Below are 20,198 nucleotides of genomic sequence, written 5' to 3'. Positions count from 1 at the left end.
GCATCGGGCCAAAAACGACGCGCCCCGACCGGAACCGGTCGCACAGAGGAGACGGCTTCCGGTTCCTAGCTGAACATCAGTCTTCGGGACCGCCCTCTCCCCCCGGTGGCGGCGGCGATGGCGGCAGCTCATCGGCGCTCAACACGCCGTCGCCATTGCGGTCTAGATCATGGAACATGGCGAGCGATGGGGCGGAAAATTCGGCGCGATCGATCACGCCATCCTCATTGCCATCCTCGGGATAGGGCATGGCGCGGCCCGGAGGTGGGGGTGGAGCGGTCTCGCCACCCTGGCCGCCCGGCCGCGGGCCGGATGGCGGACCACCGGGCGGAGGGCCGCCGGCGCCACCGGGGCCGCCGCCAGGACCACCACGGCCATGCCGGCGTTCGCCCTGCCCTTCCTGGCGCGGGCCGCGCTGATGGCCCAGCATCTGCTGCATGGCGTCAGTTGAAATCGCCCCATCGCCGTCCGAATCCATCGCCGAAAAACGGCGGTCGAGCCAGGCCTGCATCTCGTCCCGCGTGATCCGGCCATCACCGTCGGCATCGGCAGCCCAGGGCCCATCGGGTCGTGCCCCGCCGTCATGCGGACCTTCCGTCCGCGCAGACAGATCGGCTGGCTGCTGGGCGAACAGTGGCACCGGCAGCAACAAGGTCGACAATAGCAGCATCGTGGGAAGGCGCATCGGAGTTCCTGAATTTGCGTTGCCGCAGTGTCTCGCATCGCCGCATTGCCCCGATATGTCCCGAGGCAGCGCGAATATTTCAGGCGCACCGCCCTCCTGAAAATTAATGTTGCAACATAACATATTTTGATGTTGTATCATTCCATGGGCGCCAGAGAGTTGGCGCCACGAGAGGAGGGTGCAGTCCATGTATATGACGATGCAACCGACACAGGATGCGACCCGGTCGGGCTATGCCGCGCGGCGCAAATCACCGATCGGGATCGGCGGGGCAATCGCGGTCCATGCCGTGGTCGTCGGCGCCTTCCTGCTGATGCCCAAGGAGGTCATCGACTGGGTACGGCCGACGCCGCCGATCACCGGCTATCCCGTACCGCTGCCCCCGCCGCCTGAACCGGCACCACCGGAACCGACCACCCAGACGGTCCAGACCAACCCGCTGCCGCAAAAGCCGACCACCACCGATCCGATCATACCGATGCCCGTTCCGGCCGGCCCGACGGTCGAAACCGGCCCATCCTCGTCCTTTGACGGCTCCGGAACCGGGACGGTCATCGATCCGCCCCTGCCCCCGCCACATATCCCGGTCCTGATCGATGCGACGATAGCGCCAAACGCCCTGGGTTCTTTCCAGCCCGATTATCCCGGCGCGATGATCCGCCAGGGGCTGGAAGGCAACGTCACCGTGCGCGTCACCATCAGTCCGGAAGGCCGCGTCAGCGACATCGTCAAGATTTCGGCGACCGACGAGAGTTTCTGGCTCGCGACCCAGAAGCATGCGCTGCGCAAATGGCGCTTCCGGCCGGCAACGCGCGACGGTGTTACTGTGAGCAGCGTCAAGACGCTGACCGTGCGCTTCACCCTGACCGATCGCTGAGCAGAGGACGGGCGGGCATAGCCCGCCCGTTCCTTCATGGAGGGATGTTCGATGGATCATTTTGCATCCGCGCCCGCCCTGCCCTATAAGCGCGGCATGGCGATATTTCCCCGTCCCGTTTCTCCCAAGAGCGCCTTTGGTGATTTCTGGAGCTATTTCCGGCAGCAGCGCCAGCATAAATGGCCGCTGCTCGGCGTGTCCGCGGCCTTCACCTATGTAATCGTATGGGCGTTCATCGTCGATGCGAACACCAACACGATGCCGACCCGCAACAAGATCATCTATGTCCAGAGCTGGGATGCGAACCGATCCGACGCGGCGGTGATCCTGCAGCAGAAGATCGACTTCGCCAAGCGCGAGGCGGCCCTCGTCAAGCAGCAGAAGAAGATGCAGGGCTATGCCGACGCATTCGGCATCGAATGGCGCGACGAAGAGGCCCGCAACACCGCACGGCGCAAGGAGGCCGTCCGCCAGATCAATGGCTTGCTGGACCAGCGGCTGGCCAAGGCGGAGGCCGAACAGAAGGTCGACGCGGCGACCGCCAAACCCTGACCATGACCACAGACGTCGCCGCTGACCGTCGCTACATGGCGGCGGCGATTGCCCTGTCAGAACGTGGCCGGGGCCTGTCGACCCCCAACCCCAATGTCGGCTGCCTGATCGTGCGCGGTGGCCATGTCGTCGGTCGCGGCTGGACCCAGAAGGGCGGCCGCCCTCATGCCGAGGCGCAGGCGCTGGACGAGGCGATGGACCGGGCCGAAGGTGCCACCGCCTATGTCACGCTCGAGCCCTGTTTTCACCTCAGCCCGCGCGGGCCGCGCTGCGCCGACCTGATGGCGCGCGCCGGCGTCGCCCGAGTCGTGATTGCCCTGCGCGATCCCGATCCGCGCACCGATGGCCAAGGCGCCGCCTGGCTGCGCGAGCGTGGCGTTGTGGTCGAGATGGGGCTGATGGCGGCCGAGGCCGCCGAGGCGATGCGCGGCTTCGTGCTGCGCCAGACTCTGGGGCGCCCGGCAGTGACGCTGAAGCTGGGCCTCACGCTCGACGGGCGGATCGCGCTGGCTGACGGGTCGAGTCGCTGGATCACCGGGCCGGATGCCCGTGCCCATGCCCATCTGGAGCGGGCACGGCATGACGCCATCCTGGTCGGCGGCGGCACGCTGCGCGCCGATGCGCCCAGTCTGGATGTGCGCCTGCCGGGGCTGGAGGAGCGATCGCCGCGCCGGCTGCTGCTGAGCCGTGGCCCGGCGCCCGAAGGCTGGAGCGCGATTGCCGATCCGGAGGATATCGCGACGCTCGACCGGGTCGATCATCTGATGATCGAGGGCGGCGCCGAGACCGCCGCCGCCTTCCTGCGTGCCGATCTGGTCGACCGGCTGCTACTCTATCGCGCGCCGATCCTGATCGGGTCGGGCCTGGCCGGGATCGGCGATATCGGCCTGACCGACCTGGCTGATGCCCATGGGCGCTGGCGCCAGACCGAGGAGCGCCGGTTCGACCCGGACCGGCTGGAGGTTTACGCGCGCACGCGCAGCGCCTAGATCAGCGCAAATTTCTTTCCCAAGGATCTGGGCACCATGTTCACCGGCATCATCACCGACATCGGCACCATCCGCACCCATGAGCAGCGCGGCGACCTGCGCCTGGTCATCGAAAGCGGCTATGACATGGATACGGTCGCGATCGGCGCATCGATCGCCTGTTCGGGCGCCTGCCTGACGGTGGTGGAAAAGGGGTCGGGCTGGTTCGCGGTCGACCTGTCGGCCGAGACCGTCGCCCGCACCGCGCCGGGCCTGTGGGCGCAGGGCGGCAAGCTCAACCTGGAACGCGCGTTGAAGGTCGGCGACGAGCTGGGCGGCCATATCGTCACCGGCCATGTCGACGGCATCGGCCATCTGGTGTCGGCCAGCCGCGAGGGCGATTCGATCCGCCTGGTCATCAGCGCACCGGCCGAACTGGCCGCCGCGCTGGCCGCCAAGGGGTCGATCACATTGGACGGCATCTCGCTAACCGTGAACAGCGTCGAAGACCAGCCCGACGGCAGCGTCCATTTCGGCCTCAACATCATCCCGCACACCGCGATCGCCACCACGCTGGACAGCCTGCCCGACGGCCGGGCGTTCAACCTGGAGATCGATGTGCTGGCCCGCTATCTCGACCGGATGCAGAGCCTTCGCAGCAAATGATGTGATTTCACTCTTGAAGAAATCACATTGCAATGTGATATAACTCCCATACCCGATCCGGGAAGGAGTGTTTATGTCGTCCTCGCTTATCGATTCCGTCCGCGCCCTCGTTACCGATGGCGGCATGTCCCGATCGGGTCTGGCGCGCGCCGCCGGCCTGCACGCCAACAGCCTGCGCAAGCTGGGCGAAGGCGACTGGAACCCGACGGCCGAGACGCTGGGCAAGCTGGAAGCCTATCTGCTCAAGCGCGAGGGCGGCACCGCACTTGCCAGCCCCGAGGAAATCATCAACGAGGCCCGCAACGGCCGCATGTTCATCCTGGTCGATGACGAGGATCGCGAAAATGAGGGCGATCTGGTCATCCCCGCCCAAATGGCGACCCCGGACGCGATCAACTTCATGGCCACCCATGGCCGCGGCCTCATCTGCCTGGCGCTGACCAAGGGCCGGGTCGAGGAACTGGGCCTGGACCTGATGAGCCGCAACAACGGCACCCGCCATGAGACCGCCTTCACCGTGTCGATCGAGGCGCGCGAAGGCGTCACCACGGGCATCAGCGCCGCCGACCGCGCCCGCACCGTCTCGGTCGCGATCGATTCCGGCAAGAGCAAGCGGGACATCGTCACACCGGGCCATATCTTCCCGCTGATCGCCAAGGACGGCGGGGTGCTGGTGCGCACCGGCCATACCGAGGCCGCCGTCGATGTCGCCCGCCTGGCTGGCCTGAACCCGTCCGGCGTCATCTGCGAGGTGATGAAGGATGACGGCACGATGGCGCGCCTCGACGACCTCATCCCCTTCGCTGCCAAGCACAAGATGAAGATCGGCACGATCCGCGACCTGATCGCCTATCGTCGCCGTCATGACCATGTGGTCGAGCGCCGCGCCGAAACCGTCTTTGACAGCAAGTGGGGCGGCGAATGGAAGGCGATCACCTTCTTCAACAAGGCGACCAAGTCGGAACAGTTGGTGCTGCAGAAGGGCAAGGTCGACCCCGACCAGCCGACCCTGGTGCGCATGCACCAGCTGGCACCACTGAGCGACATTTTCGGTGCCGAAGGCCCGCGTGGCGACATGCTGGCCCGATCGATGGAAATCATCAATAAGGAAGGCGCCGGCGTGGTCGTGCTGTTGCGTGACGGCGAACCCGACATGCTGACCCGCATGATCCAGGCCCATGCCGGCAAGCAGCCGGGCGGCATGGACGAACTGCGCGACTATGGCGTAGGCGCGCAGATCCTGGCGGAACTGGGCGTGCATGACATGATCCTGCTCAGCAACACCCAGCACAGCCTGATCGCCCTTGACGGCTATGACCTGGCCGTGGTTGGGCAGCGTCCGATCGAGCTCTGAAGGATATTCGCATGGCCAAGTTTCTCATCGTCGAAGCCCGCTTCTACGACCATCTCAACGACCTGCTGATCGAAGGCGCGAAGGCTGCGCTGGATGAAGCCGGCCACAAATATGAGGTGGTGACCGTTCCGGGCGCGCTGGAAATCCCCGGCGCGATCGCACTGGCAGCCGAGACCGGCCGCTATGACGGCTTCGTCGCGATCGGCGTGGTGATCCGCGGCGAAACCTATCATTTCGAAGTGGTGTCGAACGAAAGCGCGCGCGGCCTGATGGCGCTGAGCATGGACGCTATCGCAATCGGCAACGGCATCCTGACCGTCGAGAATGAGGAGCAGGCCCTGGTCCGCGCCCGTCCCGACCAGAAGGACAAGGGCGGCGAAGCGGCCAAGGCGGCGATCGCCATGCTGGGCCTGCGCGAGCGTTTCGCGGTCTGATCCGCGGCCTTTTGGCAGACACAAGGAAGGGCGCGCTCCGCGAGGAACGCGCCCTTATTCATTGCTGCCGAAGAATCAGGCGGCCGCCTTTTCCTCGGCCAGGGTCGGATAGTCGGTATAGCCTTCCGCGCCCTGGCTGTAGAAGGTCGCCATCTCCGCCTGGGTCAGCGGCGCGCCTTCGCGCAGGCGATCGACCAGATCGGGATTGGCGAGGAAGGGGCGGCCAAAGCTGATCGCGTCGGCCAGGCCAGAGGCGAGATCGGCCTGCGCACGATCCAGCCCATAATCGCTGTTGAGAACCAGCGGTCCCTTGAAATGCTGGCGGATCAGCGGCGACAGGCGCGGCACGTCGGTGGCGCCGAAGGTGCCGTCCGGGCCAGGCTCGCGCAGTTCGAGGAAGGCGATGCCGATCTGGTTCAGCACATCGGCGGCGGCGGCAAACAGCGGCTCGGGATTGCTGTCATTGACGCCCTGGGTATCGCCATTGGGCGACAGGCGCACGGACACGCGATCGGCGCCGATCGCATCGACCACCGCCTGAGTCACTTCACGCAGCAGGCGGACGCGATTTTCGATGCTGCCGCCATAGATATCATCGCGGAAATTGCTGTTGTCGCGCAGGAACTGGTCGATCAGATAGCCGTTCGCGGCGTGGATCTGGACCCCGTCGAAGCCGGCGGCGATCGCATTGTTGGCCGCCTTCACATAGTCGGCGATGATGCCGGGAATTTCGTCGATCGCCAGTGGACGGGCGACCTCATAGGGCTTCTTGCCTTCATAGGTATGGGCATCGCCCGGCGTCGCGGTGGCACTGGAGGAAACCGGCTGCTCGCCGGTGACAGCCGAATGAACGGCGCGGCCCATATGCCAGAGCTGGGCGACGATCAGCCCGCCCTTGTCATGCACGGCCTGGGTGACCGGCTTCCAGGCCGCAACCTGTTCGTCGGACCAGAGGCCCGGCGCATAGGGCCAGCCCAGGCCCTGGTGCGAAATGCCGGTCGCCTCGCTGATGATGAGGCCGGCCGAGGCGCGCTGCGCATAATAATCGACCATGATCGGGGTCGGGACATGATCGCGGGTGGCGCGGCCACGGGTGAGCGGCGCCATGATGGCGCGGTTGGCGGCGGTATCGGCGCCGAGCTGTATCGGATCGAAGATTGTGGTCATGAAACCTCCCTCATGAACGTTGCAATTTGCAACGGGACTTGATGCAGAAAGCCAGCTAGGGAGCCGCCATGGCCGCTTCAACCCCCATGGCGCATATCGCGACGCCCAGACTCGCTTTTCCGGCGCTGATCCTGGCCAATATCATTCTGGCGCTGGGACCGGTGCTGGTGCGGCTGGCCGATGTCGGGCCGGTGGCCGCCGCCTTCTGGCGACTGGCGATCGCCATGCCCTTCCTGTTCATCCTGGCATTGCCGAAGCTGCGCAAGAGCCGCTTGTCGCGCGGCCAGTGGACGATCGTGATTCTGGCCGGCGTCTGCTTTGCCGCCGATCTGGCCGCCTGGCATCTGGGCATCGGCCATACCAAGGTCGCCAATGCAACGCTGTTCGGCAATATGAGCGCGCTGATGCTGCCGCTCTGGGGCCTCGTCGTGCTGCGCGAACATGTATCGAAGCTGCAGATTGGCGCGCTGATCCTAGCCGCGATCGGCGCAGCCATATTGATGGGCAGCAGCTATGAACTGTCGCCTGTAAACCTGAAAGGCGACCTGTTCTGCCTGCTCGCCGGACTGCTCTACACCACCTATCTTCTGCTGATCCAGGGCGCACGCAAGCGGCTGGACAGCTGGTCGGTGCTGGCGGTCGTCAGTGCGGCCGGGGCCTTGCCGCTGCTGCTCGCCGCCAATGCGATGGGCGAAACGGTGATGCCGCAGGACTGGACGCCGCTCATCATCCTTGCCCTGTCCAGCCAGATCGTCGGCCAGGGGCTGCTCACCTATGCGCTCGGTTGCTTTTCGCCGCTGGTGCTGGGGCTCAGCCTGTTGCTGCAACCCGCCGTTGCCGCGCTGGCCGGGTGGCTGCTGTTCGGCGAGACATTGAGCGCGACCGACATTGTCGGCGGCGTGGCCGTGGCGGTCGCACTTGTGCTTGTGCGCCTGCCCCGACGGGCCTAGGTTACGACCATGAGCGACCAGACCCAAGACCTGACCCTGGACGAAATCCGCGCGCTGCTGGCGCCCATCCTGCCGCGCCACGCCGCCTTTGACGGCTGGCGACCCGAAGCGGTGGCGATGGCAGCGGCGGAAAAGAACATCGATGCCGATGTCGCCGCGCTGGCCTTCGACGGCGGCGCCATGGGCATGATCGAAGCCTGGTTCGCCAGCATCGACGCCCGGATGCTGGAGGTGCTGCCTCCCGAAAAGCTCGCCGCCATGTCGATCCGCAAGAAGATCACCGCGCTGATCGAGACCCGCCTGGCCCTGCTGGCGCCCGACCGCGAAGCGCTGCGCCGGGCGCAGGCGATCCTGGCGATGCCGTCCAATGCCGTGCGCGCCGCCAAGCTGGGTTGGCACGCCGCCGATATCATGTGGAGGGCGGCGGGCGACACCGCCACCGACCTCAACCATTATAGCAAGCGCGCGACGCTGGGCAGCATCTATGCTGCGACGCTGCTGACCTTCGTCAATGACGAGAGCGAGGATCATGCCGATAGCCGCGCCTTCCTGGCGCGACGGATCGAGGGGATCATGCGCTTCGAGAAGATGAAGGCCCGGTTCAAGAGCGTGGGCGATGGCGAGCATCTCAGCCTGTCGCGCTTCATCGGCCGGCTGCGCTACCCGGCGGTGTGAAGTTCGGGCTGGCCTTCACCAGACGTAATTGATAGTCAGTCGCAAATCTGATTTCTGGTTAAGAGTCCATCCTCCTTGCGCCTGACCGATCTGCCCCTGCGCCAACCCGCTTTTGTTGAAACCATCGACTGGGAATCGCTGTCGTCCGTGGAAGGACAGCGCCTGCGCGAGTTCGGCCTGTGCGAAGGCGCCAGCGTCGAGGCGCTGCATCATGGCGGCCTGCTGGGTCGTGGACCGCTGGCGGTGAAGATCGGGCGCATGACGGTGGCGATGCGCCGCAGTCATGCCGCCGCCGTGGAGGTCAGCACCGGCCCGCAGGAGGCGCAGGCATGAGCGGCCTTCCCCTTGTCGCGCTGGTCGGCAATCCCAATGCGGGCAAGAGCGCCCTGTTCAACGCGCTGACCGGCGCGCGGCAGAAGCTGGGCAATTATCCGGGCGTCACGGTGGAGCGCAAGGCGGGCCGGCTGTCACTGGCCGACGGGCGGCCAGTCGAACTGGTCGACCTGCCCGGCACCTACAGCCTGTCGCCGGCCAGCCCCGACGAACAGGTGACGCGCGACTTCGTGCTGGGCAAGCAGGCTGGCGAGAAGCTGCCCGACGCGCTGGTGATCGTGGTCGACGCGTCAAACCTCGACAATCATCTGCGCTTTGCGCTGGAGCTGATCGCGCTGGGCCTGCCCACCGTCGTCGCACTCAACATGGTCGATCTGGCCACCCGCGACGGGCTGGAACTGGACGCCAATGTGCTGGCGCGCGAACTAGGCGTGCCGGTGGTGTCCACCGTGGCGGTGCGCAAGCGCGGCCTGGATCATCTCAAGACCGAGCTGGAAACGCTGCTCGGCGCGCAGACGGGCATGCTGCGCGCCTCCGCCGGTGAACCGGATTTCGACGCCGTGCGCCGCGAGGCGCGGCGCATCGCCCGCGCCGCGATCGTGCGCGAGACGCCATCGCGCCGGCTGACGGCGGCGGTCGACCGGGTCGCGCTGCACCCGGTGTTGGGCCTCGCCCTGTTGCTCAGCCTGTTGTTCGTGATGTTCCAGGCGGTCTTCTCCTGGGCATCAGTGCCCGCCGACATGCTGGAAGGTTGGGTCACGGCGCTGGGCGAGGCGGTGACCAACACTTTGCCGCCTGGCATCATCCACGACTTCCTGCTGCAGGGCGTGGTCGGCGGCGTCGGCGCGGTGATCGTGTTCCTGCCGCAGATCCTGATCCTCTTCTTCTTCATCCTGATGCTGGAGGCGACCGGCTATATGGCCCGTGCCGCCTTCCTGATGGATGGCATCATGGCCAAGGTCGGCCTGTCGGGCCGGGCCTTCATCCCGCTTCTCTCCTCCTTCGCCTGCGCGGTGCCGGGGATCATGGCGACGCGCACGATCAGCGATCCCAAGGACCGGCTGACCACGATCCTGATCGCGCCGCTGATGACCTGCTCGGCGCGGCTGCCGGTCTATGGCCTGATCATCGCCGCCTTCATCCCGGCGCGCAGCGTGGGACCGGGCATCGGCCTGCAGGGGCTGGTGCTGTTCCTGCTCTATGTCGCCGGCATCGTCGGTGCCATGCTGGCCGCCTGGGCGCTGCGCCTGACCGTGGCCAAGGGCCGCAGCGGCGGATTCCTGATGGAAATGCCGAAATATCAGTGGCCCCGGCCGCAGGATATCCTGATCGGCCTGTGGCAGCGCGGCGTCATCTTCCTCAAACGCGCCGGCACCATCATCCTGGCCACCAATATCGTGCTGTGGGTGCTGGCCAGCTTCCCTCATGCGCCCGAGGGCGTGAAGCAGAGCGAATATTCGATCGCCGGGCGGATCGCGGGCGGCATCAATGTGCTGGTCGAGCCGATCGGCTTCAACCGCGACATTTCGCTCGCCCTGCTGCCCAGCATGGCGGCGCGCGAAGTCGCCGTGTCCGCCATCGCGACCGTCTATGCGATCGATGCCGAGGATGATGCAGAGGCGCTGGAACAAGGGTTGGGCGACCGGCTGGCGGGCCGCTGGAGCCTGGCCACCGCCCTCGCCTTCCTGGCCTGGTTCGTGTTCGCGCCGCAGTGCATTTCGACCATTGCCGTTACCCGGCGCGAGACCAATGGCTGGAAATGGCCATTGTTCATGATCGGCTATCTGTTCGTGCTGGCCTATGCCGCGGCAGGCGTGACATATTGGGCGGCAGTCGCGATGGGACTCGGCTGATCCCAAGCCCCGGACATTTGGCCTAGCTTTGTTCTTTACCGCCAAGGCGAGGCTTCTATAACGGCGCCTTTAGTGCTTTCGGAGGAATCATGGCAGGCTCGGTCAACAAGGTCATTCTCATCGGGAATCTGGGGGCCGACCCGGAAGTGAAGAGCTTCCAGAATGGCGGCAAGATCTGCAACCTGCGGATCGCGACCTCGGAAAGCTGGAAGGATCGCATGTCGGGGGAGCGCAAGGAGCGCACCGAATGGCATAGCGTCGTCATCAATTCCGAAGGCCTGGTGGGCGTCGCCGAGCGCTTCCTGCGCAAGGGATCGAAGATCTACATCGAAGGCCAGCTGCGCACCCGCAAGTGGCAGGACAATAATGGCAATGACCGTTACACCACCGAGGTCGCCCTGTCGGGCCCCGGCGCGGTGCTGACCATGCTGGACGGTGCGCCGGGTGGCGGTGGCGGCCAGGGCGGCGGCTATGGCGGTGGTCGCTCATCGGGCGGCGGCAACCAGGGCGTCAGCGACTGGGGCGCAAGCAGCGGCGGCTTTGGCGGCGGCGATTATGACGATTTCGGCGGCGGCAACAGCGGCGGCGGCTTTGGTGGCGGACGCTCCTCGGGCGGCGGCAACCAGGGTGGCGGCTTTGGCGGCGGACGCACCTCGGGCGGCGGTCAGGGCGGCCCGAACTTCGACAACGACCTGGACGACGAAGTACCCTTCTGATCGGTTCTTTTCATAGGGATTGACCTGACATGCATGTCCTGCTGACCGGATCGTCGGGCTGGCTGGGCCGTTTCCTGGCGCCGATGCTGCGCGCGGCGGGACATGCTGTGACCGGCCTGGACGTCGCGTCAGGCCGGGGCACCGACATCATCGGATCGGTCGCCGACCGGGCGCTGATCGAGCGCGCCTTTGCCGAACGCGGCATCGAGGCGGTGATCCATGGCGGCGCGTTGCACAAGCCGGACATCGTCCGCTACCCCGCCCACTCCTTCATCGACGTCAATGTCACCGGCACGCGCAACCTGCTGGAAGCAGCGACCGCGGCTGGGCATGACCGCTTCGTCATGACATCCACCACGTCGCTGATGATCAGTCAGGCAGTACGCGACGAGGCCGGCGAGGCGGCGGTGTGGCTGGACGAGCAGAGCGGGCCGCTGGAGCCGCGCAACATCTATGGCGTGACCAAGCTGGCGGCCGAGGGGCTGTGCCGGGTGCAGCAACTGGAGTGCGGCATCGGCTGCACCATCTTGCGCACTGCCCGCTTCTTCCCGGAGGATGACGACACGGACGCCAGCCTGACGGGGCAGAATCTGAAGGCCAATGAATTTCTCCATCGCCGGCTGACGGTCGAGGATGCGGCGCGGGCGCATCTGGTCGCGCTGGAGAGGACGCCGCCGGCGCGTTGCGAAACCTATCTGGTTTCCGCGCCGACGCCCTTCGTCTGCGAGGAAGCCGTCGAACTGAAACGCGATGCGGCAGCGGTGATCGCGCGGCATTTTCCCGAAGCTGCGGAGCTATATGCCCGGCGCGGCTAGCAACTGCCGGCGTCGATCGGCCGGGTCTATGACGCGGGATTGGCGCAGCGCCAGATGGGGTTTCGCTGCGCGACGGACTTTGCCGCGATCCTGACGGCGCTGGCGAACGATGCGGCGATGCCGTTCATCCACGACGCCGATTATGTGTCACCGGCGGTGCAAAGTTGACAGCGAAGCTGACAGTTTGAGCCCATTGTTGCGTTACTGATTTGAAAGCGGCCATTCCGATCATTCGTTACTTATAATCACGAATGATGATCGATCCGCTGCATCAGTGTGAGTGGAGAGATGGATGTGACTCTCCGCTCGCATTATGCGATAATGATTTGCATGAGCAAGATTGAAGCTGCCATCGGTGTCCCAATCCGGCAAATAGTCCGCCCGCTGCAGATGGCAATTGGTGGCACCATCACCCTGTCGGGCATCGGGATTTTGCTGGCGCAGGCCGTCCGCCTGCTCTGACGGGCAGCAGGGGCGACCAGCGGCCACCCCTGCGGATCGAAACTTAGTTGGCCAGTTCGGCCTTCGCGAAGTCGCGGATATGAGCGCCGATATCCTCGCGCTCCAGCGCCAGGGCGAGATTCGCCTCAATATAGCCGGCCTTGGAACCGCAATCGAAGCGACGGCCGTCGAAGGTGACACCGTGGAACGGCTGCTTGCCGATCAGCGATGCCATGGCATCGGTCAGCTGGATCTCGCCGCCCGCGCCCTTTTCCTGGGTTTCCAGGATCTTCATGACGTCGGGCTGCAGGATATAGCGGCCGGGCAGGATGAGGTTGGAGGGGGCGGTGCCGAGCTTGGGCTTTTCCACCAGGCCCTTCACTTCGGTCAGGGCACCGTCGCGCGCGCCCGGATCGATCACGCCATAGCTGGGTGTCTGGTCCATCGGAATTTCGAGTGCGCAGACGAGATTGCCGCCGACCTTTTCATAGGCCTCGACCATCTGCTTCATGCAGCCATTGCCGGGCGCGCCCTTCATGAACTCGTCGGGCAGGATGATGGCGAAGGGCTCGTCACCGACGATGTCGCGGGCACACCAGATGGCATGGCCCAGGCCCAACGGCTCCTGCTGACGCAGGAACACCGCGTCGCCGGGCGCCAGGCGCGTCCCTTCGAGCGCCGAAAGATCCTTGCCGCGCTCGCGCTGGGTGATCTCGCATTCGAAGGCGATGTCGAAATAATCCTCGATCGCGCCCTTGCCGCGTCCGGTGACGAAGATCATCTGCTCGATCCCGGCCTCGCGCGCTTCATCCACGGCATATTGGATCAGCGGACGGTCGACCACGGGCAGCAATTCCTTGGGCACCGACTTGGTGGCGGGCAGAAAGCGCGTGCCAAGTCCGGCGACAGGAAAGACGGCTTTGCGAATCGGCTTGTTCGACATGGGACTCCGTTCTCGATGGATACCGGTCCGCTGGGGATCGCGAACCGGGAGGAAAAGGTCAAGTGGTGCGACTACTTGTCTTTTATCTGTCAGATATTCAGCAGACGCTGCGCCACTTGTTCAAGCGCAGCGATTTCTTCGTCCAAATGTTCCAGACTGACATGCTGAGCATTATTACGTAGGTCGCGGCAGAGAAAGCCGTCGGGCGCCGGTTGCTGAAAGCCGCCGATGATCAAGGAGCGAAACCGGTCGATACGCTGGAGATCGCGTTCGACCTCTGCAATCTCGGTCAATGCGGCCGCATTGCGACGATCCCGCATCGCGACGGTGGTGCGCAATTCGGTCATCAGCTTGGTCATGGTCGGCCGCGTGCGCGCGCCCACGGTGCGGACGTCGCCCATGGTTTCCCGCAACTCGGCCAGCCGCGCCTCCAGACTCTGTTCCAGCATCGTCCAGGCGCAAACCAGCCGACCGATACCGCACAATAATGCCGCATCTTCCGGCGCATAGGCCGCAACCGGCTTCGTCACCTTGTCGTCCTGCGCCAATTCCGCGCTCACGCCCCGCATACTCCTCATGCCCCTGAATCTGCGCAGACCCAGCCGGAAAGGCCAGAGCAAGGGGTCGCGCTCGCCCGCTAGCCGGGCACGGGCCAGCGGAATATGTGCTGAAACGTCGGCAAGCCGAACAAGTTGCGTTCAGCGCTGGCCGATTAGAAGGCGCCAGATCAGAAATCGATGGCGATGCCCTTGCGCTCCCAGTCGCCATAGCGGACCGGGCTCAGTTCCTCGTCCAGCACCGGCTGCTGGTCGACCGGGTCGGGCTGGGGCACGGGCGGGCTCTTGGAGAGATGCTCGGGCGCCTTCACATGCGCCGGGCGCTTGCCGTTGAAATGTCCCATGTCGGGCCTTTCGATTGCGGAGCGCGCGCGGCAACCCCATATTCAGTAGAAGGCCCGCTATCTGGGCCGCAAAGGAGCGATGTGCAAGTGAGTGGTTTTCGCACGGTGATGCTGTTGTCGGCGCTGACGGCGCTGTTCATGGCACTGGGCTATACGCTGGGCGGCAGTGGCGGCGCGGTGATCGCCCTGCTGGTGGCGGCGGGGATGAACCTGTTCACCTTCTGGAATGCCGACAAGATCGTGCTGTCCATGCACAATGCGCGCGAGGTGGATGCCCAGAGCGCGCCCGAATTTTACGGCCTGGTCCAGGCGCTGAGCCAGCGCGCCGGCCTGCCGATGCCACGCGTCTATGTGATCGACCAGGATGCGCCCAACGCCTTTGCCACTGGCCGCAATCCGGAAAATGCTGCCGTGGCGGCGACCACCGGCCTGCTCAATATGCTGACCCGCGACGAGGTGGCAGGCGTGATGGCGCATGAACTGGGCCATGTGAAGAATCGCGACACCCTGATCATGACGATGGTGGCTACCATTGCCGGTGCCATTTCGATGCTGGCCAATTTCGGCCTCTTCTTCCGCGGCGGCGGCAATGAGGAAAATGGCCATAGCAACATGATCGCGACCTTGCTGGCGGTGATCGTCGCCCCCTTTGCCGCGATGATCGTGCAGATGGCGATCAGCCGCACCCGCGAATATGGCGCCGACCAGGCCGGGGCGGAGATCAGCGGCAATCCGCGCGCGCTCGCCTCCGCCCTCGCCAAGATTTCCGGCCGGGCCGAGCTGATCCCCAACCCGGTGGCCGAGCGCAATCCCGCCGCCGCGCAGCTCTATATCGTGCCGGTACATGTGAGCGAGTTGTTCTCGACCCATCCGGCGACCGAGAAACGCATCGCCGCGCTGGAGGAAATTGCGCAGGATATGGGGCAGAAGGACGGCCCGCCGTCCATGACTATGCCGGCGCAGACTTCCACGCGCGCATCGGCGCTGTCTCCGGCGGTGCCGCCGGCGGCAGCGCCCAAGCCGCGCCGCAGCGCCCTTGACCCGCACGGGCGCTGATGCCGGTCGACGAGATTGGCGAGATCGCCTTCCGCGCCGCCGGGTTCGTGGCGCGCGAGGCGGCTGGCCTGGTTGTCGATATTGCCGTCGACTATATCTTTTCCCGCCACACGCCGCGCCTGTTCCACGCGATCGGCCGGCGGACGATCGCGATCGCCACGCTGGGCCGCAAACGCATCCCTTCTTCCTTGCGGGTCGTACCGAAGGGGATGGTGCCGCGCCCGCGCCGGTCGGACTGGTTGGCGCTGTGGGTCGGCGTCGCGACCAGCATCGCCCTGGTTGCGGCAGTGATCTACACGGCCATCTGCTTCGTTTGAAGATGACCCCAAGGGCAAAAGCGCGTAGGGGCCTTTGATGTCCCGTCGTCCTAACGCCCGTTCCGGTGCCCCGCGCGCCGATGATGTCCCCGGCCTGCCCGCGCGCCGCGCGGCCCTGAAGCTGCTGGACGCCGTCTTGCGTCGGGCCGATCCGCTGGAAATCGCGCTGCATGGCGCGACCCAAGGGCTGGCCGATCGGGCCGACCGCGCACTGGTCCATGCCATCGTCGCCGAGACGTTGCGCCATTTGCCCGATCTCGACGCGCTGATCGACGGCGCGACCAAGCAGCCCCTGCCCGACGATGCCAAGGCGCGCATGGTGCTGCGCATCGCGCTCATCCAGGTGCTGGCGCTGGGCACTGCGACCCATGCGGCGATCGCCACTGCGCTGCCGCTGGTCGACGGCGGGCCGCGCAAGCTGGTCCATGGCGTGTTCGGCACCGTGACCCGCGCCGAGCCGAGCCTGCCCGTGCCGCCCACCCTGCCCGCCGAGGTCGCCGAACGCTGGGCCGGACAATGGGGCGAGGCGATGCCGCTGGCCGCCGCCCATGCCTATGCCGTGCGCCCGCCGGTCGATGTCAGCCTGCGCGATCCGGCCGAGACCGGCAAATGGGTCGAGGCGATGGGCGGCTCCAGCTTTGCGCCCGGCCATGTCCGCTTGCCCGAGGGGGCGGTCGTGCCCGAGCTGCCCGGCTTTGCCGAGGGCGCCTGGTGGGTGCAGGATATCGCTGCCTCCTGCCCGGCCCGCCTGCTCGGTGCGGGCGAAGGCCGTATCGTGCTGGACCTGTGCGCCGCGCCGGGCGGCAAGACGATGCAACTGGCGGCCGCCGGCTGGACCGTCACCGCGGTCGACCAGTCGAAAAAGCGACTGGAGCGGCTGAGCGAAAATCTGGCGCGCACCGGCCTGTCGGCCGATGTCGTGCAGGCGGATCTGCGCCAATGGGCGCCCGAGGCGCCGGTCGATGCGCTGCTGCTCGATGCGCCCTGCACCGCCACCGGCATCTATCGCCGTCATCCCGACGTTTTGCACCGCATCGGCCCGCGCCAGATCGCGGAACTGGCCGAACTGCAGGGCGAACTGCTGGCCCGCGTCGCCGACTGGGTGAAGCCGGGCGGGACGCTGATCTACGCCACCTGCTCGCTGGAACAGGCCGAGGGCGAGGCGCAGATGAGCCGCTTCCTGGCGGCGCGTCCCGATTTCCGGGTCCGGCCAGCGCAGGCAGGCGAACTGCCCACAGGCATGGCGCCCAGCGCCGATGGCTGGCTGCGCACCCTGCCCGACACGCTGGCGGAGCAGGGCGGCACGGACGGCTTTTTCGTTGCAAGGATCGAGCATATCGGGAACTAAGGCTTAACCATGAGGGGCTTAAGGTGAGGCCCTTCGCTGGAAAGGCCCGCCTTGCGTCCGACCGAACCCCTGCCCCTGCATCATAGCTGGCCACTCTACGACCTGCGCGAGCATCTCGCGCCGGTGGTGCTCGACCAGGATATTGCGGGGAATGAGGCGGCGCTGGCCGATCGGGGGCTGGGCCTGTGGCATTGCAATCTGGCCGACAACAGCATCAGTTGGACCCAGGGCGTCTATGACATTTTCGGGCTGGAGCCGGGCAGCATCGTGCCTCGGCCACTGTCGGTGTCGCTCTATGCCCATGACAGCCGCGAGGCGATGGAGCGGCTGCGCGCCTATGCCATCCGCCACCAGCGCGGCTTCACCCTGGACGTCGACATTCGCCGCCCGGACGGCAGCGATTGCGCGATGCGGCTGATCGCCGCGCCGGTGCTGCTGGACGGCGAAACGGTAGCGCTGCACGGGGTCAAACAATGGCTGCCGAAGGATGTCGGCGCGCCGGTCCGACTGGAACCGACAACCTTCTTCATCCCCTGACGCGACTCATCGCCGCACCGCGCAAATCATGCGTTGCCCTCGCCCCAAGGGAGGGCTAATGCGGGCGGTCAAATGACCCATCCCATTCTCATCTCTCCGTCCATCCTGTCCGCCGATTTCGCACGGCTGGGCGAGGAAGTCCGTGCCATCGACGAAGCCGGTTGCGACTGGATCCATATCGACGTGATGGACGGCCATTTCGTGCCCAATATCACCATCGGCCCGGCCGTGGTGAAGGCGCTGCGTCCGCACACCAAGAAGCCGTTCGACGTGCATCTGATGATCTCGCCGGTGGACCAGTATCTCGACGCCTTCGCCCAGGCCGGCGCCGACATCATCACCGTCCATCCCGAGGCCGGCCCTCACATCCACCGCACCGTGCAGCATATCAAGTCGCTGGGCGTGAAGGCGGGCGTGGTGCTGAACCCCGGCACCCCGGCCAAGATGCTGGACTATCTGATCGACGATATCGACCTGATCCTGGTGATGAGCGTCAATCCCGGTTTCGGCGGCCAGAGCTTCATCGAAAATCAGCTGCGCAAGATCGAGGCGTGCCGCAAGATGATCGAGAAGAGCGGTCGTGACATCCGCCTGCAGGTCGATGGCGGCATCGACATCAACACCGCGCCCAAGGCGATCGCGGCGGGCGCCGACGTGCTGGTGGCCGGCACCGCGACCTTCCGTGGCGGCCCGGCCGCCTATGCCGACAATATCAGGACGCTGCGGGGCGGGTGACGAACCAGCGGCGCCAGTCCTCCCCTGTCGCGGTCGAGGCCGGTCATGACCTGGCCGACGATGGCATCGAACAGGGCAAGCGGCTCATCCGCGTCGCGGATGACAAGGGCCTGTCGCTGGCCGAGCGGATCGCCAATCATTTCTATCGGCTGAGCTGGAAGACGCCGCTGCACAGCCGGCGGCTGAAGGGCAAATATCCGCTCAAACTGCTGGCGGTGCCGGACGATGTCGTGCCCGGCGACCCGCGCGCCGGCCAGGCGATCCGTGCCGGCTATTTCCTGTTCCGGGGCCAGAAGCTGGCGATCGACACGATCGATTTCGGCAAATTGGCGGTCGGGCCGGCCTTTACCGACTATCTGCACAGTTTCCGCTGGCTGCGCGACCTGTCGACCGCCGCGACGCGCGAACAGGGCGCGCCGGTGGCCGAGGCGCTGATGCGCAAATGGCTCGCCGCCCATGCCGAAACGCCGAGCGACCCGGCCTGGCGCGCCGACAATGCGGCCTGGCGGCTGCTGTTCTGGACCGCTCATGCGCCGCTGATCCTGTCGTCGAGCGATCTGGTCTATCGGTCGCTGGTGCTCAACTGCATCGCCCGCACCGCGCGCCATCTGGACCAGAGCGCGGACAAGGCCGCGCCGGGCCTGCCGCGCCTGGTCGCCTGGGGCGGGATCGTCGCGGCGTCGATGCTGATGCCCGGCGGCAATCCGCGCAAGCTGTTCGGCGAAGCGGGCCTGAAGCGCGCGATCGACAGCGCCTTCCATGCCGATGGCGGCATCATTTCCCGGTCGCCGCTGGCGCAGTTGGAGGGCGTGATGCTGCTGGCGATGGTGGTCGCTGTCTATGAGGTGCGGCGCGAACAGGTGCCCGGCTTCCTGATCGACGGGCTGAGCCGCGCGGTGCCGGCCTTGCTGGGCCTGACCCATGGCGATGGGGGTCTGGGCAACTGGCAGGGCGCGGGTGCGGTCGACCCCGACATGGTCGAGGCGCTGGTGCAGGCCAGCCGGGTGCGGACCCGGCCGCTGCGCCAGGCGCGCGACTGGGGCTATCAGCGGATCAGCGCCGGCAATACGGTGGTGCAGATCGATGCGGCGCCGCCGCCGGTCGCACGCCTGGCAGCCGCCGGCTGCGCCTCCACCGGCGCGATCGAGATCAGCGACGGGCGGCTGCGGCTGGTGATCAATTGCGGCGGCGCAGCGCTGGAAGGCGCCTATATCCCGCGCGATCTGGCCCAGGCGCTACGCTCCACCGCGGCGCACAGCACATTGGTGCTGGACGACAGCAATTCGACGGCGCTGATGCCCGACGGCACGCTGGGCAAGGGCGTGACCGAGGTCGAGCTGAACCGGCAGGAACTGGACAATGGCAGCAGGGTGGAGCTGAGCCATGACGGCTATGTCCGCCGCATGGGCTATGTCCACCGCCGGCTGCTGATGATGAGCGGCGACGGCAAGGAAGTGCGCGGCGAGGATATGCTGACCCCGGCGACGCGCGGCAAGAAGCCGGTCAAGCGGCCGGTGCAGCTGCGCTTCCATCTGGCGCCGGGCGTCGAACCGACCCTGACCGCCGACAGCCAGGGCGCGTTGCTGCGGATCGAACTGGGCGCGCTGTGGCAGTTCCGGACCGGGGCCGGCGTGCTGAGCGTCGAGGATAGCCTGTGGGTCGATGGCGACGGCCGCCCCCACCCCACAAGGCAGCTGGTGGTGACGAGCGAGGCACTGCCGGGCGGCTCCAGCATCGGCTGGCTGTTCAAGCGGGTCGGCTGACCCGCATCGCATTGGCCATCACGCGGGCGCTATTGTTCAGCCGGCTATCGATGTCCGTTTTTTCCTATGAACGGCCCGGACAAGGGCGCATGCAAGAGGGGCGACCCGAGGC

23 protein-coding genes and 1 pseudogene are annotated in these 20,198 nt (G+C 66.2%); 19 read left to right on the top strand and 5 right to left on the bottom strand.

From position 1 onward, the window contains the following. Nucleotides 1–76 precede the first annotated feature (76 nt). Complete coding sequence (locus ACUCV3_RS17355) at nucleotides 77–685, bottom strand: EF-hand domain-containing protein (protein ID WP_048938111.1); 609 nt, start codon at nucleotides 683–685, stop codon at nucleotides 77–79. A 187-nt stretch (nucleotides 686–872) separates the two neighbouring features. On the opposite strand from ACUCV3_RS17355, the gene ACUCV3_RS17350 reads away from it, so the two are divergent. The 6 genes from ACUCV3_RS17350 to ribH all read left to right on the top strand — a co-directional run bounded on the left by ACUCV3_RS17350 (nucleotide 873) and on the right by ribH (nucleotide 5,536). Beyond that, nucleotides 873–1,562, top strand: coding sequence for an energy transducer TonB (locus ACUCV3_RS17350; RefSeq protein ID WP_279727566.1), 690 nt, complete (start codon nucleotides 873–875; stop codon nucleotides 1,560–1,562). Nucleotides 1,563–1,613: 51 nt separating this feature from the next. Then, complete coding sequence (locus ACUCV3_RS17345; protein ID WP_048938113.1) at nucleotides 1,614–2,114, top strand: hypothetical protein; 501 nt, start codon at nucleotides 1,614–1,616, stop codon at nucleotides 2,112–2,114. 35 nt (nucleotides 2,115–2,149) lie between these two features. Continuing rightward, on the top strand, nucleotides 2,150–3,103 hold the full coding sequence (gene ribD, locus ACUCV3_RS17340) for a bifunctional diaminohydroxyphosphoribosylaminopyrimidine deaminase/5-amino-6-(5-phosphoribosylamino)uracil reductase RibD (protein ID WP_048938114.1): 954 nt from the start codon (nucleotides 2,150–2,152) through the stop codon (nucleotides 3,101–3,103). Between the two features lie 36 nt (nucleotides 3,104–3,139). After that, the gene (locus ACUCV3_RS17335; protein ID WP_048938115.1) at nucleotides 3,140–3,748 is read left to right on the top strand and encodes a riboflavin synthase; all 609 of its coding nucleotides are present in this window, start codon (nucleotides 3,140–3,142) and stop codon (nucleotides 3,746–3,748) included. Between the two features lie 73 nt (nucleotides 3,749–3,821). Further along, nucleotides 3,822–5,102 (top strand): 3,4-dihydroxy-2-butanone-4-phosphate synthase, encoded by a 1,281-nt coding sequence (gene ribB / locus ACUCV3_RS17330; RefSeq protein ID WP_048938116.1) that lies wholly within the window; start codon nucleotides 3,822–3,824, stop codon nucleotides 5,100–5,102. A gap of 11 nt (nucleotides 5,103–5,113) precedes the next feature. Further along, a complete protein-coding gene (ribH, locus tag ACUCV3_RS17325) occupies nucleotides 5,114–5,536 on the top strand; it encodes a 6,7-dimethyl-8-ribityllumazine synthase (protein WP_048938117.1) in 423 nt (140 codons plus the stop codon). Between the two features lie 75 nt (nucleotides 5,537–5,611). Here the strand turns inward: ribH and ACUCV3_RS17320 are convergent, their stop codons facing one another. Further along, on the bottom strand, nucleotides 5,612–6,703 hold the full coding sequence (locus ACUCV3_RS17320) for an alkene reductase (RefSeq protein WP_482240924.1): 1,092 nt from the start codon (nucleotides 6,701–6,703) through the stop codon (nucleotides 5,612–5,614). A gap of 68 nt (nucleotides 6,704–6,771) precedes the next feature. Here ACUCV3_RS17320 and ACUCV3_RS17315 point away from each other — a divergent pair, with 68 nt between their 5' ends. The 7 genes and pseudogenes from ACUCV3_RS17315 to ACUCV3_RS17285 all read left to right on the top strand — a co-directional run bounded on the left by ACUCV3_RS17315 (nucleotide 6,772) and on the right by ACUCV3_RS17285 (nucleotide 12,507). Continuing rightward, nucleotides 6,772–7,653: a DMT family transporter gene (locus ACUCV3_RS17315; RefSeq protein ID WP_169862039.1), complete on the top strand. Its 882-nt coding sequence runs from the start codon at nucleotides 6,772–6,774 to the stop codon at nucleotides 7,651–7,653. Nucleotides 7,654–7,662: 9 nt separating this feature from the next. Beyond that, complete coding sequence (locus ACUCV3_RS17310; RefSeq protein WP_279727564.1) at nucleotides 7,663–8,328, top strand: COQ9 family protein; 666 nt, start codon at nucleotides 7,663–7,665, stop codon at nucleotides 8,326–8,328. A gap of 75 nt (nucleotides 8,329–8,403) precedes the next feature. Then, nucleotides 8,404–8,661 carry a FeoA family protein gene (locus tag ACUCV3_RS17305; protein ID WP_010339864.1) on the top strand — a complete coding sequence of 86 codons (258 nt, stop codon included), beginning with the start codon at nucleotides 8,404–8,406 and terminating at the stop codon, nucleotides 8,659–8,661. Next, nucleotides 8,658–10,514: a ferrous iron transporter B gene (feoB, locus tag ACUCV3_RS17300; protein WP_214865856.1), complete on the top strand. Its 1,857-nt coding sequence runs from the start codon at nucleotides 8,658–8,660 to the stop codon at nucleotides 10,512–10,514. The genes ACUCV3_RS17305 and feoB overlap by 4 nt, the downstream gene beginning before the upstream one ends. A gap of 89 nt (nucleotides 10,515–10,603) precedes the next feature. Next, complete coding sequence (gene ssb, locus ACUCV3_RS17295) at nucleotides 10,604–11,230, top strand: single-stranded DNA-binding protein (RefSeq protein ID WP_279727562.1); 627 nt, start codon at nucleotides 10,604–10,606, stop codon at nucleotides 11,228–11,230. Between the two features lie 29 nt (nucleotides 11,231–11,259). Next, nucleotides 11,260–12,213 (top strand): annotated as a pseudogene (locus ACUCV3_RS17290) (NAD-dependent epimerase/dehydratase family protein). Nucleotides 12,214–12,375: 162 nt separating this feature from the next. Beyond that, nucleotides 12,376–12,507 (top strand): hypothetical protein, encoded by a 132-nt coding sequence (locus ACUCV3_RS17285; protein ID WP_017501097.1) that lies wholly within the window; start codon nucleotides 12,376–12,378, stop codon nucleotides 12,505–12,507. Between the two features lie 43 nt (nucleotides 12,508–12,550). Here the strand turns inward: ACUCV3_RS17285 and ACUCV3_RS17280 are convergent, their stop codons facing one another. The 3 genes from ACUCV3_RS17280 to ACUCV3_RS17270 all read right to left on the bottom strand — a co-directional run bounded on the left by ACUCV3_RS17280 (nucleotide 12,551) and on the right by ACUCV3_RS17270 (nucleotide 14,330). Then, nucleotides 12,551–13,429 carry a UTP--glucose-1-phosphate uridylyltransferase gene (locus ACUCV3_RS17280; RefSeq protein ID WP_010338699.1) on the bottom strand — a complete coding sequence of 293 codons (879 nt, stop codon included), beginning with the start codon at nucleotides 13,427–13,429 and terminating at the stop codon, nucleotides 12,551–12,553. Between the two features lie 89 nt (nucleotides 13,430–13,518). Beyond that, nucleotides 13,519–13,998, bottom strand: a complete 480-nt coding sequence (locus tag ACUCV3_RS17275; protein WP_279727620.1) for a hypothetical protein — start codon at nucleotides 13,996–13,998, stop codon at nucleotides 13,519–13,521. Nucleotides 13,999–14,156: 158 nt separating this feature from the next. After that, entirely contained in the window at nucleotides 14,157–14,330 is a 174-nt protein-coding gene (locus tag ACUCV3_RS17270; protein ID WP_010338697.1) for a DUF1674 domain-containing protein, read from the bottom strand. Nucleotides 14,331–14,438: 108 nt separating this feature from the next. Here ACUCV3_RS17270 and htpX point away from each other — a divergent pair, with 108 nt between their 5' ends. The 6 genes from htpX to ACUCV3_RS17240 all read left to right on the top strand — a co-directional run bounded on the left by htpX (nucleotide 14,439) and on the right by ACUCV3_RS17240 (nucleotide 20,086). Next, the gene (gene htpX / locus ACUCV3_RS17265) at nucleotides 14,439–15,386 is read left to right on the top strand and encodes a zinc metalloprotease HtpX (protein ID WP_376786424.1); all 948 of its coding nucleotides are present in this window, start codon (nucleotides 14,439–14,441) and stop codon (nucleotides 15,384–15,386) included. After that, entirely contained in the window at nucleotides 15,386–15,703 is a 318-nt protein-coding gene (locus tag ACUCV3_RS17260; protein WP_125988584.1) for a hypothetical protein, read from the top strand. Before htpX ends, ACUCV3_RS17260 begins: the two co-directional genes overlap by 1 nt. Before the next feature lie 37 nt (nucleotides 15,704–15,740). After that, the gene (locus ACUCV3_RS17255; RefSeq protein ID WP_279727557.1) at nucleotides 15,741–17,051 is read left to right on the top strand and encodes an RsmB/NOP family class I SAM-dependent RNA methyltransferase; all 1,311 of its coding nucleotides are present in this window, start codon (nucleotides 15,741–15,743) and stop codon (nucleotides 17,049–17,051) included. Between the two features lie 51 nt (nucleotides 17,052–17,102). After that, nucleotides 17,103–17,588, top strand: coding sequence for a hypothetical protein (locus ACUCV3_RS17250; protein WP_004208871.1), 486 nt, complete (start codon nucleotides 17,103–17,105; stop codon nucleotides 17,586–17,588). A gap of 72 nt (nucleotides 17,589–17,660) precedes the next feature. After that, nucleotides 17,661–18,323 carry a ribulose-phosphate 3-epimerase gene (gene rpe, locus ACUCV3_RS17245; protein ID WP_017501091.1) on the top strand — a complete coding sequence of 221 codons (663 nt, stop codon included), beginning with the start codon at nucleotides 17,661–17,663 and terminating at the stop codon, nucleotides 18,321–18,323. After that, nucleotides 18,320–20,086 carry a heparinase II/III family protein gene (locus tag ACUCV3_RS17240; protein WP_279727556.1) on the top strand — a complete coding sequence of 589 codons (1,767 nt, stop codon included), beginning with the start codon at nucleotides 18,320–18,322 and terminating at the stop codon, nucleotides 20,084–20,086. The genes rpe and ACUCV3_RS17240 overlap by 4 nt, the downstream gene beginning before the upstream one ends. Nucleotides 20,087–20,198 lie beyond the last annotated feature (112 nt).

The organism is Sphingobium sp. VMM (assembly GCF_056790315.1).
Note: the sequence above shows the minus strand (reverse complement) of the source record. Positions and strands in the feature narration are given on the sequence as shown.

Excerpts from the sequence above, each read along its gene's own strand:
- ACUCV3_RS17355 (WP_048938111.1), bottom strand. The coding sequence starts at position 685 with ATGCGCCTTCCCACGATGCTGCTATTGTCGACCTTGTTGCTGCCGGTG.
- ACUCV3_RS17350 (WP_279727566.1), top strand. The coding sequence starts at position 873 with ATGTATATGACGATGCAACCGACACAGGATGCGACCCGGTCGGGCTAT.
- ACUCV3_RS17345 (WP_048938113.1), top strand. The coding sequence starts at position 1,614 with ATGGATCATTTTGCATCCGCGCCCGCCCTGCCCTATAAGCGCGGCATG.
- ribD (WP_048938114.1), top strand. The coding sequence starts at position 2,150 with ATGGCGGCGGCGATTGCCCTGTCAGAACGTGGCCGGGGCCTGTCGACC.
- ACUCV3_RS17335 (WP_048938115.1), top strand. The coding sequence starts at position 3,140 with ATGTTCACCGGCATCATCACCGACATCGGCACCATCCGCACCCATGAG.
- ribB (WP_048938116.1), top strand. The coding sequence starts at position 3,822 with ATGTCGTCCTCGCTTATCGATTCCGTCCGCGCCCTCGTTACCGATGGC.
- ribH (WP_048938117.1), top strand. The coding sequence starts at position 5,114 with ATGGCCAAGTTTCTCATCGTCGAAGCCCGCTTCTACGACCATCTCAAC.
- ACUCV3_RS17320 (WP_482240924.1), bottom strand. The coding sequence starts at position 6,703 with ATGACCACAATCTTCGATCCGATACAGCTCGGCGCCGATACCGCCGCC.
- ACUCV3_RS17315 (WP_169862039.1), top strand. The coding sequence starts at position 6,772 with ATGGCCGCTTCAACCCCCATGGCGCATATCGCGACGCCCAGACTCGCT.
- ACUCV3_RS17310 (WP_279727564.1), top strand. The coding sequence starts at position 7,663 with ATGAGCGACCAGACCCAAGACCTGACCCTGGACGAAATCCGCGCGCTG.
- feoB (WP_214865856.1), top strand. The coding sequence starts at position 8,658 with ATGAGCGGCCTTCCCCTTGTCGCGCTGGTCGGCAATCCCAATGCGGGC.
- ssb (WP_279727562.1), top strand. The coding sequence starts at position 10,604 with ATGGCAGGCTCGGTCAACAAGGTCATTCTCATCGGGAATCTGGGGGCC.
- ACUCV3_RS17285 (WP_017501097.1), top strand. The coding sequence starts at position 12,376 with ATGAGCAAGATTGAAGCTGCCATCGGTGTCCCAATCCGGCAAATAGTC.
- ACUCV3_RS17280 (WP_010338699.1), bottom strand. The coding sequence starts at position 13,429 with ATGTCGAACAAGCCGATTCGCAAAGCCGTCTTTCCTGTCGCCGGACTT.
- ACUCV3_RS17275 (WP_279727620.1), bottom strand. The coding sequence starts at position 13,998 with ATGCGGGGCGTGAGCGCGGAATTGGCGCAGGACGACAAGGTGACGAAG.
- ACUCV3_RS17270 (WP_010338697.1), bottom strand. The coding sequence starts at position 14,330 with ATGGGACATTTCAACGGCAAGCGCCCGGCGCATGTGAAGGCGCCCGAG.
- htpX (WP_376786424.1), top strand. The coding sequence starts at position 14,439 with ATGCTGTTGTCGGCGCTGACGGCGCTGTTCATGGCACTGGGCTATACG.
- ACUCV3_RS17260 (WP_125988584.1), top strand. The coding sequence starts at position 15,386 with ATGCCGGTCGACGAGATTGGCGAGATCGCCTTCCGCGCCGCCGGGTTC.
- ACUCV3_RS17255 (WP_279727557.1), top strand. The coding sequence starts at position 15,741 with ATGTCCCGTCGTCCTAACGCCCGTTCCGGTGCCCCGCGCGCCGATGAT.
- rpe (WP_017501091.1), top strand. The coding sequence starts at position 17,661 with ATGACCCATCCCATTCTCATCTCTCCGTCCATCCTGTCCGCCGATTTC.